Annotated in this window: 12 protein-coding genes and 1 pseudogene; all 13 read left to right on the top strand. The window is 63.4% G+C overall.

Annotated features, from left to right (window positions below):
* Positions 1-206 precede the first annotated feature (206 nt).
* Positions 207-1,418, top strand: coding sequence for a precorrin-6y C5,15-methyltransferase (decarboxylating) subunit CbiE (cbiE, locus tag BLU76_RS09325; RefSeq protein WP_092222494.1), 1,212 nt, complete (start codon positions 207-209; stop codon positions 1,416-1,418).
* Complete coding sequence (locus BLU76_RS09320) at positions 1,411-2,508, top strand: cobalt-precorrin-5B (C(1))-methyltransferase (protein ID WP_092147048.1); 1,098 nt, start codon at positions 1,411-1,413, stop codon at positions 2,506-2,508. Before cbiE ends, BLU76_RS09320 begins: the two co-directional genes overlap by 8 nt.
* A complete protein-coding gene (locus tag BLU76_RS09315; protein ID WP_092222492.1) occupies positions 2,505-3,227 on the top strand; it encodes a cobalt-precorrin-6A reductase in 723 nt (240 codons plus the stop codon). Before BLU76_RS09320 ends, BLU76_RS09315 begins: the two co-directional genes overlap by 4 nt.
* 476 nt (positions 3,228-3,703) lie before the next feature.
* Positions 3,704-3,814, top strand: a pseudogene (locus BLU76_RS32265) (transcriptional regulator); the annotation flags it as partial.
* A gap of 311 nt (positions 3,815-4,125) precedes the next feature.
* Positions 4,126-4,524 (top strand): DUF2946 domain-containing protein, encoded by a 399-nt coding sequence (locus BLU76_RS09305; RefSeq protein WP_092222488.1) that lies wholly within the window; start codon positions 4,126-4,128, stop codon positions 4,522-4,524.
* A gap of 47 nt (positions 4,525-4,571) precedes the next feature.
* Positions 4,572-5,051: a copper chaperone PCu(A)C gene (locus BLU76_RS09300; protein ID WP_092222486.1), complete on the top strand. Its 480-nt coding sequence runs from the start codon at positions 4,572-4,574 to the stop codon at positions 5,049-5,051.
* Between the two features lie 12 nt (positions 5,052-5,063).
* Positions 5,064-5,513, top strand: a complete 450-nt coding sequence (locus tag BLU76_RS09295; RefSeq protein WP_256572059.1) for a DUF2946 domain-containing protein — start codon at positions 5,064-5,066, stop codon at positions 5,511-5,513.
* Positions 5,514-5,675: 162 nt separating this feature from the next.
* The gene (locus tag BLU76_RS09290) at positions 5,676-7,802 is read left to right on the top strand and encodes a TonB-dependent copper receptor (RefSeq protein ID WP_092222482.1); all 2,127 of its coding nucleotides are present in this window, start codon (positions 5,676-5,678) and stop codon (positions 7,800-7,802) included.
* Between the two features lie 203 nt (positions 7,803-8,005).
* Positions 8,006-9,385 carry a PepSY-associated TM helix domain-containing protein gene (locus BLU76_RS09285; protein WP_092222480.1) on the top strand — a complete coding sequence of 460 codons (1,380 nt, stop codon included), beginning with the start codon at positions 8,006-8,008 and terminating at the stop codon, positions 9,383-9,385.
* Positions 9,386-9,500: 115 nt separating this feature from the next.
* A complete protein-coding gene (locus BLU76_RS09280) occupies positions 9,501-10,289 on the top strand; it encodes an ABC transporter ATP-binding protein (RefSeq protein WP_092222478.1) in 789 nt (262 codons plus the stop codon).
* The gene (locus BLU76_RS09275) at positions 10,286-11,233 is read left to right on the top strand and encodes an ABC transporter substrate-binding protein (protein WP_092222476.1); all 948 of its coding nucleotides are present in this window, start codon (positions 10,286-10,288) and stop codon (positions 11,231-11,233) included. The genes BLU76_RS09280 and BLU76_RS09275 overlap by 4 nt, the downstream gene beginning before the upstream one ends.
* The gene (locus BLU76_RS09270; RefSeq protein ID WP_092222474.1) at positions 11,230-12,240 is read left to right on the top strand and encodes a FecCD family ABC transporter permease; all 1,011 of its coding nucleotides are present in this window, start codon (positions 11,230-11,232) and stop codon (positions 12,238-12,240) included. Before BLU76_RS09275 ends, BLU76_RS09270 begins: the two co-directional genes overlap by 4 nt.
* Before the next feature lie 282 nt (positions 12,241-12,522).
* On the top strand, positions 12,523-13,788 hold the full coding sequence (urtA, locus tag BLU76_RS09265; protein WP_063323138.1) for an urea ABC transporter substrate-binding protein: 1,266 nt from the start codon (positions 12,523-12,525) through the stop codon (positions 13,786-13,788).
* Positions 13,789-13,810 lie beyond the last annotated feature (22 nt).

Genomic DNA, 13,810 nt, shown 5'->3' with positions numbered 1-13,810 from the left:
CGTGGCGAGGGAGCTTGCTCCCGCTTGACCGGGCTGGCGCTCCAGTGCGAGCGCTCACAAAAAGGGCTGCTGCGCAGCCCAGCGGGAGCAAGCTCCCTCGCCACAATGACTCACACAAGTCTTAAGTGAAGGGGCGCGGTATGATGGCGGCCCGGTTCGCGGGCATAGGCCCCCGGGAATCAACCCCATCGATTCGAGGAACACAGATGACACCCTGGCTGACCGTAGTGGGCATCGGCGAAGACGGCTTCAAGGGCCTGGGCCGGACGGCACGCCATGCCTTGCTGGGGGCGTCACGCATTGTCGGCAGCGATCGGCAACTGGCGTTGTTGCCGGTGTGCATCCGCGGCGAACGGGAATTGTGGCCCAGCCCGTTTTCCCTGGAACCGCTGCTGGCACGACAGGGCGAGTCGGTGTGTGTGCTGGCCAGCGGCGATCCGATGTTCTATGGCGTGGGCGCGAGCCTGGCGAAACAGCTGCCTGGCGACCAGATGCGGGTGATACCGGCGCCATCCTCCTGTTCACTGGCGGCGGCGCGCCTGGGCTGGCCGTTGCAGGAGGTGGTCACGCTGTCGCTGGTGGCGCGTCCCCTGGCGGCACTCAGCGCTCATTTATCCACAGGCGTCAGGCTGTTGCTGCTGAGCAATGACCGTCACAGCCCTGCCGCCGTGGCGACGTTGCTGCGCGAGCGGGGGTTCGGCCCGAGCGTCATGACCGTGCTGGAACATTTGGGCGGTGCGGCAGAACGACGGATCGACGGTTGCGCCGCGCAATGGTCCGATGACACCGTCGCCGACCTGAACCTGATCGCTATCGAATGCCGGGCCGAACCTTCAACGTTACGCCTGTCTCGTCTGGCCGGTTTGCCGGACAGCGCGTTCGAACATGACGGCCAGTTGACCAAACGCGACGTGCGCGCCATCACCCTCGCCCGTCTTGCGCCAACCCCTGGCGAACTGCTCTGGGACGTCGGTGCTGGCAGCGGCTCCATCGGCATCGAATGGATGCGCACCCACCCTAGTTGCCGGGCCCTGGCCATCGAAGCCGACGAAGGTCGCCAGGCCTTGATCGAACGTAACCGCGACAGCCTCGGCGTGCCCGGCCTGCAGCTGATTCGCGGCAAAGCCCCACAGGCACTGGAAGGCCTGGAGCGGCCGGACGCGGTGTTCATCGGCGGCGGTGTTACCCGTGAAGGAGTGCTTGAGGCTTGCTGGGCTCAACTCAAGCCCGGCGGCCGGCTCGTCGCCAACGCCGTGACTCTGCAAAGCGAAACGACCCTGATGCACTGGCGCGAACGTCACGGCGGTGAACTGACCCGGATCCACATCGCCCAGGCCCAGCCATTGGGGGAGTTCGACACCTGGCGCCAGGCCTTGCCGATTACCTTGCTGGACCTGACGAAGCCTCTCGATGCGTGACGAAACCGCCGAACAACCCGCCCCCTTGCGCAGCGGCCTGACCACCGGCAGTTGCGCCACGGCCACGAGCCTGGCGGCCGCTCGACTCCTGCTGCGCGGCACCGAAGCCGATGCCGTGGAAATCGTACTGCCCAAGGGCAAGCACGTGCAGATGCGCCTGGAGTTCTGCCGGCTGACCGAACAAGGTGCCGAAGCCGGGACGATCAAGGACGCGGGCGACGACCCGGACGTGACCCACGGCGCCCTGTTGTTTTCCCAGGTGCGCTTGATCGCCGAGCCCGGTGTACGTTTCGTCGCTGGTCGTGGCGTCGGTACGGTGACGCGCCCCGGCCTGGTGCTGGAGGTCGGTGAGCCGGCGATCAACCCGGTGCCGCGCAAGATGATCAACGATCACCTGGCCCGTCTGGCGCAAGACAGCGGATATGCTGGCGGCTTCGAGGTCACGGTCAATGTCGAGGGCGGCGAAGCCCTGGCGCTGAAAACCATGAATCCACGCCTGGGGATTCTTGGCGGCCTGTCGATCCTCGGCACCAGCGGCATCGTCCGGCCGTTCTCCTGCGCGGCCTACATTGCCTCGATCCACCAGGGTATCGACGTGGCAAAAACCAACGGCTATCTGCACATCGCCGCCTGCACCGGCAACGCCAGCGAAGACACCATGCGTCGGGTCTACAACCTGCCGGAAATCGCCCTGATCGAAATGGGCGACTTCGTCGGTGCCGTGCTCAAGCATGTGCGCAAGGTCCCGGTGGAAAAACTCAGCCTGTGCGGCGGCTTTGGCAAAATCAGCAAACTCGCCGCCGGCCACATGGACCTGCACAGCCGTCACTCAAGCATCGACCTGCCACAACTGGCCGAGTGGGCCGCCGCTATCGGTGCCGATGAGGCGTTGCAGCAAGGCATCCGCGCGGCCAACACCAGCCAGCAAGCCCTGGCAATGGCCAGCGCCGCTGGCATCGCCCTCGGCGACGCGGTGTGCGCACACGCGTTGGCCTTCGCCCGCAGCGTGGTGCCGGCCCAGGTCCAGGTCGAAGTCTTCGCCATCGATCGCCAGGGCGGGATTGTCGGCCACGCCGGAGAGCTTCGATGAAACGCATCCTCCTGCTGGGCGGCGTCACCGAAGCCCTGGCCATCGCCCGCACCCTCAGCCCCCAACACATCTACAGCCTGGCGGGCATCGGCCGCGTCCCCACCGACCTGACCTGCCAGGTGCGCGTCGGCGGCTACGGCGGCGCCGAAGGGCTGGCGCACTTCATCCACGCCGAAGGCATCGACCTGCTGCTGGACGCCACTCACCCCTACGCCGCCCAGATCAGCCACAACGCCGCCCGCGCCGCCCGCGCCTGCGCCATCCCCTGCTGGGCCCTGCGTCGCCCGGCCTGGCAACCCCAGACCGGGGATGACTGGCGCGAAGTGGCCGATTGGGCCGAACTGATCCAAGCCCTGAAACCCTTCCACCGCCCGTTGTTCACCCTCGGCCGCGAACCACTGCAACACCTGCACGAAATTCCGCCAGAGCAATTCTGGACCCTGCGCGCCCTGGACATTTATCCCGGCAATGAACGCTGCGAAGTCATCGGCGCCCGCGGGCCGTTCCACATCGAAGGCGAGCGCGAGCTGTTCGAGCGTCGGCGGATCGATGTGTTGGTCAGCAAGAACAGCGGCAGCACGGCGACTGAGCCGAAGCTGGAGGTGGCGCGGGAGCGGGGGGTGCCGGTGTTGATTTTGCAGCGGCCGGTGTTGGCGGAGGTGGATCGGGAGTTTGGGACCGTGGATGAGGTATTGCAGAGCTTGCGACATCTGGTCTGACAGTCTTTTTTGCTGCAACGCTGAAGGCCTACATATCCCTACAGCCCTGTCCCGTAGGAACTACGACAGCAGGCTACATCGTCTTGCGCCGCAGCCTACAACTTCGCCAGAATCCGCCGGCTTGTGCGCCTTGGAGGCCGCCGGTAACTTGATTCCCGTCACTGCCCTTCAGTGATCGGGTTTAGTCGCTCGGTGGTTTCAGCAGGTTCACAAGCTCCGTCCAGTCAGGTATCCACTCCTGCACTTGATGGTGGTTGTGCGCAGGGCGCCCTCGGGCGCGCCGGTAATGCTGGACTCCCCGGTCGACTAACCTGCGTACAGCCGCCGCCCTGTGGCGAGGGGATTTATCCCCGTTGGGCTGCATAGCAGCCCCTGAACGACAGCACGGGGTTAGGCTGATGCTGCGAGGTGCCGGCTTTTTTGGACTGCTTCGCAGCCCAGCGGGGATAAATCCCCTCGCCACAAAAACTACGCAGGCTTATCTAGATGCTTGTCTCGAAGAAGACACGGGGGACGGAGTACTGATTCGAGCATCCCTTGACGATATCGCTCGGGCAAAAGATATGACACAGATGGACTACGATGCAGATTGGGAACAATCGAATATCGACTGATCAACAACATTCTCCGTGGCGAGGGAGCTTGCTCCCGCTGGGCTGCGCAGCAGCCCCAAAAAGGATCGCCGCCATTCTCCTGACACACCTCGCAACTTGATATTCAGGGCCGCTTCGCGCCCCAGCGGGAGCAAGCTCCCTCGCCACGAAAGCATCCACTTACAAAAACTGTTGCTACTGTTAGTGCAAACCCTGCGACCCTATACCGCATGCGCCTTTTTTACTTCTCAACCTCGATCAGGCTAAATACCGCCACTTGATCGCCCAACCGAGCGGATTCGCCCATGTCCCGACAACGGCTTGCATTTGCCTGGATCGCCTGCTTCGCAGTGCTGTTCAACATGCTTGCCATGCCGCTTTCCAACAGCGGTGGCGCGACTGCCAATTCGCCAGCCGAGCAACTGTTGTGGGGCAGTTTCTGCTCGTCCAGCGGCACGAAAATGGTCGCGGTGTCCCTGGGCAAGCTCGAGCAGGGCACGCCGCAGAAGGACACTCACTCGACGATGCAGCATTGCTGGTGCTGCGCCGGCTCCGCGTCGCTGGTGGCGCTCACCGGCCATGCCCCGCAGTTGTATCTGGATGCTCGGCCCCACCATCGCGGCATTGCCCATTCCAAGCTCGACAGCCCCACGCCACGCCAGCAATGGCCAAGCCTCAACCCCCGCGCCTCGCCTCTGGCCTGATTCTTTCCGCACAAGACTGCGCCTCGAATCGTTCTGGAGAATCACCCATGTTGAACAGACTTATCCTGCTGGCTGCCCTGCTGCTTCCCGTCGGCTTTGCCCAAGCGCACCAATACAAGGCGGGCGAGCTTGAGATCGCCCATCCGTGGTCCCAGGAGTTGCCGCCCAACGCACCGACCGTGGCCGCGTATTTCGTGATTCACAACGGCGGCACGACCGCCGACAAGCTGCTCAGCGTCGACTCGCCGATTGCTGGCAAGGCCGAGCTCCATGAGCATGTGATGCAAAACGACCTGATGAAAATGCAACCGGTGCCCGTCGTGGATATCGCCCCCGGTGCGACCGTCACCTTCGCGCCGATGGCGTATCACGTGATGCTGTTGGGCCTGAAGGACCGCAGCCTGCTCAGCGATGGCAAGCGCTTTACCATGACCCTGCATTTCGAAAAAGCGGGGGATGTCACGGTCGACGTTGCGGTGCAGAAAAAAGCCCCCGACGGCAGCAAAACCCAAATGCACATGCACTGATAGCACCTGCCCATGGGTCTTCCTCGCAACAGGTCCGCCATACCCCGCCGCCAGCCCTTGAGCCTGGCACGCGGCAGTTGGATCAGCCTGTTCGCCATGTTGATGATCTTTATCGGTCCACTGATTTCTCAGTCGATGCCGATGGATCAGCGCATGCCTGTGAGCATGAGCATGAGCATGTCGATGGACATGAGCATGGACATGCCGGCGGGAGCCCACGCCGAACATGAGGCATCAGCCGACGAACACTGCCCGCCCCAGAGCGAACACCACGCACTGTGGGAAAAGTGCGGCTATTGCAACCTGCTGTTCAATTGCCCCGCGCTGCCTGGCGGTCACACGTTCGCGGTCTTCGTCACACCCCACACCAACACCTACACCAGTCCTTCCCCACGCCTGGGCCATGCCCGGCCCGCGTTTTTCCCGGGTGCCCGTACCCGCGCACCGCCCCTCGACGCGTAACCCCCGACACTTACCCAACCCGGTCGCACAAGACAGCCTCAGTGGCATGTGTAGCTAGTTGTGTTAGTCAACTTCTGGCATCCGAATTTGAGCTAACAAACTAGCCACACATGCCACTAGGCTGCCCGACCGTGTCGTCTACGTCTGTTCGATGGAATCATCATGTCCAGGTTTTCTGCTGGCACCGCTTTGGGCTCTGCCCAGGTTCGCTGCCCCCTGAACGAACCACGGGTTCGTTTACGCCAAACTATCGCCGCACTGTGCGGCCTGCTGCTCACACCCTACGCACTCGCCGATGAACACGACCATCACGACCATCAGGTAGAAGAGCTGAGCCCGACGGTCATCACCGCCATCGCCCCCAGTTCCCCCCTGACTGTCGTCACCAACCCCAAGGACCCGCGTCAACCGGTGCCGGCCAGTGACGGCGGCGACTACCTCAAGACCATCCCCGGCTTCGCCCTGGTGCGCAACGGCGGCACCAATGGCGACCCGGTGTTGCGCGGCATGTTCGGCTCGCGGCTGAACATCCTCACCAACGGCAGCATGCTGTTGGGTGCTTGCCCTGGCCGGATGGACGCGCCGACGTCCTATATCTCGCCGGAAACCTACGACAAACTCACCGTCATCAAAGGCCCGCAGACCGTGCTCTGGGGCCCCGGCGCATCGGCCGGGACCGTGCTGTTCGAGCGCGAGCCGGAACAGTTCGGCGAATTGGGCACCCGGGTCAACGCCAGTGTGCTGGCCGGCTCCAACGGCCGTTTCGACAAAGTGGTGGATGCCGCCGCCGGTGGGCCGCTGGGGTATGTACGAGTGATCGGCAACACCGCCCACTCGGACGATTACCGCGATGGCAACAACGACAGCGTGCCGTCGCGCTACGACAAGTGGAACGGCGACGTCACCCTCGGCTGGACCCCGGACGCCGATACCCTGCTGGAATTGACGGCCGGCAAGGGCGACGGTGAAGCGCGCTACGCCGGGCGTGGCATGGACGGCTCGCAGTTCAAGCGCGAAAGCCTCGGGCTGCGTTTCGAGCGCTCGAACATCGGCGAGGTGCTGGACAAGGTCGAGGCCCAGGTCTACTACAACTACGCCGACCATGTGATGGACAACTACACCCTGCGCACGCCATCCGGCACCGGGATGATGGCCGGGCCCATGGCCTCCAACGTCGACCGCCGCACCCTGGGTGCGCGTATCAAGGCCACCTGGCGCTGGGCCGATGTGCAGTTGATCAGCGGCCTGGACGCCCAGACCAACGAGCATCGCCAGCGCAGCAGCATGGGCGTCGACACCTACAAGGACCTGCCGTACACCAAGGACGCCGACTTCCACAATTACGGTGCCTTCGGCGAACTGACCTGGTACGCCGCCGATCGCGACCGAGTGATCACCGGCGCCCGGCTCGACCGCGCCTCGGCCAAGGATTACCGCCAGAGCCTCGGTTCCGGTATGTCGGCCCGCCCCAACCCCACCGCCGATGACACCCGTGCCGACACGCTGCCCAGCGGTTTTGTCCGCTACGAACACGACCTGGACGACAGCCCCACTACCCTCTATGCAGGCGTGGGTCACGCACAACGCTTCCCGGACTACTGGGAGCTGTTCTCGGCGAACGTCGGCCCCAGCGGCTCGCTGAATGCCTTCGACGCGATCAAGCCGGAAAAAACCACCCAGCTCGACTTCGGCCTGCAGTACAAGACCGAAACCCTCGAAGCCTGGGCGTCGGCTTATGTCGGGCAGGTGCGCGACTACATCCTGTTCGACTACACCCCCGGGATGATGGGCACCACCTCCCGGGCCGAGAACATCGATGCGCGGATCATGGGCGGCGAACTGGGCGCGGCCTACAAGCTGAGCGAGCGCTGGAAAGCCGACGCCACCCTGGCCTACGCCTGGGGCAAGAACAGCAGCGACGGCAGCGCCCTGGCGCAAATGCCGCCGCTGGACGCACGCCTGGGCCTGACCTACAGCGAAGATCGCTGGAGCGCCGGCGCCCTGTGGCGTGTGGTGGCAGCGCAGCACCGGGTCGACGAGAACAAAGGCAACGTGGTCGGCAAAGACTACGGCAAGAGTTCGGGCTTCGGCGTGTTCTCACTCAACGGTGCCTACCGCATCAACAAACACTGGAAGGTCAGCAGCGGCGTCGACAACCTGTTCGGCAAAGCCTATGCCGAGCACTTGAACCTGGCCGGTAACGCCGGGTTCGGCTACCCGGCGAGCGACCCGCAAGCCATCAACGAACCGGGGCGCACCCTCTGGACCAAGGTGGACATGAGTTTCTAACACCATCGCAGGCAAGGCCTGACACCTGACCCTGTGGCGAGGGAGCTTGCTCCCGCTGGGCTGCGCAGCAGTCCTTCTTTGATGCGGTCGCTACGCAACCGAGCGGGAGCAAGCTCCCTCGCCACAGGTTTTGTGTCCAAACAAGGCTTTGCCCAAACCGCAAAAAACATAACGATCACATTTGCCCTGCGGAGCGCTTTCTGATGAGCCAACCGAAACCCAATTTCTACAACCTGGCCTGGCGCTGGCATTTCTATGCCGGGCTGTTCGTGGCGCCGTTCATGGTGATGCTGTCCCTGACCGGCATCATTTATTTGTTCAAGCCACAGCTCGATCCCCTGATGTACGGCAGCCTGCTGAATGTACCCGCCGGGCATCACACCCTGGCGGCGGACGACTTGCTCAAGCAGGTCCACCAAGCCTACCCCGAAGGCCAGGTCAAACAGTACCTGCCACCGGCCAATGCCGAGCGCAGCGCGCAATTCGTGGTGATCGACCAGGGTCGGGAACTGAACGTGTTCATCGACCCGTACCATGGCGATGTCCTCGGCGAGCAGGATGCGAAGAACAACCTGCAAGCCATGGCCCGGGCCATCCACGGCGAACTGCTGATCGGCACTGTCGGTGACCGGCTGGTGGAAATGGCCGCCGGTTGGGGCGTGGTGCTAGTGGTCTCCGGGCTGTACCTGTGGTGGCCCCGTGGGCAATCGTCAGCCGGCGTGCTGTGGCCGCGCTGGAGCGCCCGCGGTCGGCTGTTCTGGCGTGACCTGCACGTGGTCGTCGGTTTCTGGGGCGCAGCCTTGCTGCTGGTGATGCTGCTCAGCGGCATGACCTGGACCGGTTTCTGGGGCAAGCAATACGCCAACCTCTGGAACCGCTTCCCGGCGGCGATGTGGAATGACGTGCCCAAGTCCGACGTCGAGGCCGGCAGCCTCAACAACGCCCATCGCCAGACCGTGCCGTGGGCCGTGGAAAACACACCGATGCCGATGTCCGGCGACCATGCCGAGCACATGGGCCACGGCGGCATGCACGAAGGCCCCGCCGCCCCGACTGTCAGCCTGCAAGCGGTGCAGGACATCGCCACCGAACGCCAGGTCACGCCCGGCTACAGCATCACCCTGCCGACCACGTCCACCGGCGTGTTCACCGTCGCCGTGTTTGCCGACGACCCGCGCAACGATGCCACCCTGCACGTGGACCAATACACCGGCAAGGTCCTGGCCGATGTGCGCTGGGAGCATTACGGCGTCGTGGCTCGCGCCACCGAAACCGGGGTAATGCTGCACGAAGGCAAAATGTTCGGCCCGCTGAACCAGATCATCGTGCTGCTGATTTGCCTGATGATCCTGCTCAGCGCCGTGAGTGGCCTGGTGATCTGGTGGAAGCGCCGGCCAGAAGGCAAGTTCGGCGTACCGCCGCTGCGTCACGACTTGCCGACGTGGAAGACCGGGGTGTTCATCATGCTGGCCCTGGCGGTGGTGTTTCCGATGGTGGGGGCGTCGCTGGTGGTGGTGTGGTTGCTGGATCGGCTCGTCACCCGGCTCAATCGCCAGCCTGAGATTGCCTCATCTTCAAACTGAAGACAGTGCGTTAACGGAAGGCGGCGCGAAACCTCTACAATCGCGCCCGCCTTTCGAGCTGTGAACACCGCTCCCACAATGGGATTGTGTTTCGGCCCAATAATTGAGTGTACGCATGACCTCTCTAACCCTCTCCCACCTCGCCTGGACACCCCTGGGCCATGGCCATTGTCATCACCAGTTCCAGCTGCGTGACGTGACGTTGCAGGTGGCGGCCGGGGAGTTTGTCGGATTGATCGGCCCCAACGGCAGTGGCAAGACCAGCCTGTTGCGCTGCGCCTATCGCTTCAGCCGGCCGGAACAGGGCGAGGTAAAGCTTGCCCATCACAACGTCTGGCAACAGTCCTCGCGCTGGTGCGCCCAACGCATCGCCGTGGTGCTGCAAGAGTTTCCCGACGCCTTCGGCCTGACGGTGGAAGAAGTGGTCGCCATGGGCCGCACACCGCATAAAGGCCTGTTCGACGGCGACAATCACGAGGATCGACGGCTTGTGCGCCAAGCCCTGGCATCGGCAGGCCTTGAAGGCTTTGGCGACCATGCATTCGCGACCCTCTCGGGTGGTGAGAAGCAACGGGTGATCCTCGCCCGGGCCCTGGCCCAGCAACCGCAGTTGTTGATCCTCGACGAACCGACCAACCACCTCGATCCCCACTATCAATTGCAATTGCTGCAACTGATCAAGGGCCTGGGCATCGGCACCCTTGCCAGCCTTCACGACCTGAACCTGGCCGCCGCCTTCTGCGACCGCCTGTACGTGATCGAACACGGGCGCATTGTCGCCAGCGGCACGCCCAGGGACGTCCTGACCGTCGAGCTGTTGCGCGAGGTGTTCGGCATCGAAGCCCTGGTGGATGAACACCCGCTGTCCGGCTACCCACGAATCACCTGGATAACCCAACCATGACCTTGCGTTCCCTGCTGTTGCTGCCCCTGCTGCTGGGCAGCGCCCATGCCTTGGCCGAAGCCACCCACTATCCGTTGACAATCCAGAGCTGCAACCGCCAGGTGGTGTTCAACGAGGCACCTCGGCACGCTGTCAGCCATGACATCAACATGACCCAGATGATGCTCGCCCTGGGCCTCAAGCCGCGCATGGTCGGCTACAGCGGCATCAGTGGCTGGAAATCGGTGACGCCCGAGATGGCGAAGATCCTTGATGGCCTGCCGGAACTGGCCGCCAAGTACCCGTCGGTGGAAACCCTGCTCGATGCCAACGTGGATTTCTTCTTCGCCGGTTGGGACTACGGCATGCGCGTGGGCGGCGACCTGACGCCGCAGACCCTGCAACCGCTGGGCATCAATGTCTACGAACTGAGCGAATCCTGCGCGTTCGTGATGAAGCGTCCAGCGGCCTCACTGGAGGATACCTACAACGACCTGCGCAACCTCGGGAAGATCTTCGACGTGCAGGATCGTGCCAACGCACTGATCGCCCAGATGCAGGCCCAAGTGGCGCAAGTGCGCAAGCACCTGCCGCCCGGTCAACCCCGCGTATTCCTCTACGACAGCGGCGAAGACCGGGCCATGACCTCCGGCCGTCTTGGCATGCCCCAGGCGCTGATCGACGCGGCCGGCGGACGCAATATTCTCGATGACCTGGAAACCAGCTGGACGCGGGTGAACTGGGAGAACGTAGTGGAGCGCAACCCCGAGGTGATCGTGATCGTCGACTACGGCGAAGTCAGCGCCGAGCAGAAACAACAATTCCTGCTGAACAACCCGGCCCTGCAGTCGGTGGCGGCGATCAAGCATCGGCGCTTCATCGTGATCCCCTACGTCCAGGCCACGCCGGGCATCGATAACGTGCTGGCGGTGCAAACCCTGGCGCAGGGTTTTCACGGCCAATGAACGGTCGTCGCTACGGCGCCCTGCTGATGTTCCTCGGTGCACTGCTGCTGGTGTCGTGCGTGGTGTCCCTGGGCTTCGGGCCGGCGCGGGTGCCGGTGGCCGTGGTCTGGGACATCCTGTTGAACAAGGCCTTCGGTGTCGGCAGCGCCTATTGGTCGCCTGGCCAGGAACACATCGTGTGGCTGATCCGCGTGCCGCGCCTGCTGCTCGGTGCCCTGGTGGGCGCCGGGCTGGCGTTGATCGGTGCGGTGCTGCAAGCAGTCACGCGCAACCCGCTGGCGGACCCGCACCTGCTGGGCGTCACCTCTGGCGCGACGCTGGGGGCGGTCATCGTGGTGCTGCATGTCGGCGAGATTGTCGGCCTGCTGACCCTGCCGCTGGCGGCGTTCATCGGTGCGCTGTTGAGCATGCTGCTGGTGCTGACCATCGCTGCCCGCCAGGGTCGTCTGGAAAGTGATCGCCTGTTGTTGTGCGGCGTGGCGGTGTCCTTCGTGATGATGGCGGCGGCCAACCTGTTGTTGTTCCTCGGTGACCATCGCGCCAGTTCGGCGGTGATGTTCTGGATGCTCGGCGGCCTGGGCCTGGCCCGTTGGGAACTGCTTGCGGTGCCGGCGGCCAGTGTGGTGCTGGGGCTGGTGTTGCTGCTGGGCATGGCCCGTCCGCTGAACGCGCTGATGGCCGGCGAACAGACCGCCGTGACCCTGGGCCTGAACGCGGCGAAGGTGCGCTTGTGGATCTTCTTGATCGCCTCGCTGATGACCGGTGTGCTGGTGTCCATCAGCGGTTCGATTGGTTTTGTCGGGCTAATGGTGCCGCACATTGCCCGGCGCCTGGTGGGTGCAGAGCATCGTCGGTTGCTGCCGGTTTGTGTGCTGCTTGGCAGCCTGTTCCTGGTGTGGGTGGATGTGGCCGCCCGGACCTTGATCGCGCCGGAAGACTTGCCGATCGGTGTGGCGACAGCCGCCATCGGCGGGTTGTTCTTCATCGGCCTGATGCGCCGCCGATAAAAAGGAGACTGACTCCAACCTGTGGCGAGGGAGCTTGCTCCCTCGCCACAGGGTGTATTCACAAGCAGAGTCTCGGCAAGGCTTCAACCCCGCGCTCCAATGTGGCGCATCCCTCGCACCAAACCCCATGACGCGATCACTCATGGTGCACCACGCTTTTCCCTCCCCCCACCACCCCCCTGTTTCCGGGCCTTTTTTCCGACCGGGCACACCCCTTGCAAAAGCGCTTTCAGCGTTTGCATCTGCCCTCAAAAAAATTCATAAGTCCACGGAGATCGCACAATGAAGCGTCGTAGCTTGATCAAGGCTTTTACACTCTCGGCAAGCATTGCCGCGATGGGCATGGCCTGGACCGTCCAGGCCGCCGAGACCATCAAGGTCGGCATCCTGCATTCGCTGTCCGGCACCATGGCGATCTCCGAGACGTCCCTCAAGGACATGGCGCTGATGACCATCGATGAGATCAACGCCAAGGGCGGTGTGAACGGCAAGAAGCTTGAAGCGGTGGTCGTGGACCCAGCGTCGAATTGGCCGCTGTTCGCCGAGAAGGGCCGTCAACTGCTGACCCAGGACAAAGTCGCGGTGGTATTCGGCTGCTGGACGTCGGTGTCGCGTAAATCCGTGCTACCGGTGTTCGAAGAGCTCAATGGGCTGCTGTTCTACCCGGTGCAATACGAAGGCGAAGAGATGTCGCCAAACGTGTTCTATACCGGCGCGGCGCCGAATCAACAGGCGATTCCGGCAGTGGAATACCTGATGAGCGAAGAAGGTGGCAGTGCCAAGCGCTACTTCCTGCTGGGCACCGACTACGTCTACCCGCGCACCACCAACAAGATCCTGCGCTCGTTCCTGCACTCCAAAGGCGTAGCAGACAAAGACATCGAAGAGGTCTACACCCCGTTCGGCCACAGCGATTACCAGACCATCGTGGCCAACATCAAGAAGTTCTCGGCTGGCGGCAAGACCGCAGTCATTTCCACAGTCAACGGCGACTCCAACGTGCCGTTCTATAAAGAACTGGCGAACCAGGGCCTGAAAGCCACCGACGTGCCGGTCGTGGCGTTCTCGGTGGGCGAGGAGGAACTGCGCGGCATCGACACCAAGCCACTGGTGGGCAACCTGGCGGCGTGGAACTACTTCGAGTCCGTGGATAACCCGGCGAACAAGAAATTCGTCGAGTCCTGGAAAGCCTACGCCAAGGCCAAGAACCTGCCAGGCGCCGACAAAGCGGTGACCAACGATCCGATGGAAGCCACCTACGTCGGCATTCACATGTGGGCGCAAGCCGTGGAAAAAGCCAAGTCCACCGACGTCGACAAAGTCCGCGAAGCCCTGGCCGGCCAGACCTTCGCCGCACCGTCGGGCTACACCCTGACCATGGACAAGACCAACCATCACCTGCACAAGCCAGTGATGATCGGCGAGATCCAGGCCGACGGTCAGTTCAACGTGGTCTGGCAGACCGAAGGCCCGATCCGCGCCCAGCCGTGGAGCCCCTTCATCGCCGGCAACGACAAGAAGCCTGACTATGCGGTGAAGAGCAACTGAGCCCATGGGTGTCGGCCCCAAT

The sequence above is a fragment of the Pseudomonas sp. NFACC08-1 genome, from assembly GCF_900106735.1.
GTDB lineage: Bacteria > Pseudomonadota > Gammaproteobacteria > Pseudomonadales > Pseudomonadaceae > Aquipseudomonas > Aquipseudomonas fluorescens_Q.
The sequence above is the reverse complement of the archived record's forward strand: the minus strand, read 5'-3'. Positions and strand labels throughout refer to the sequence as shown.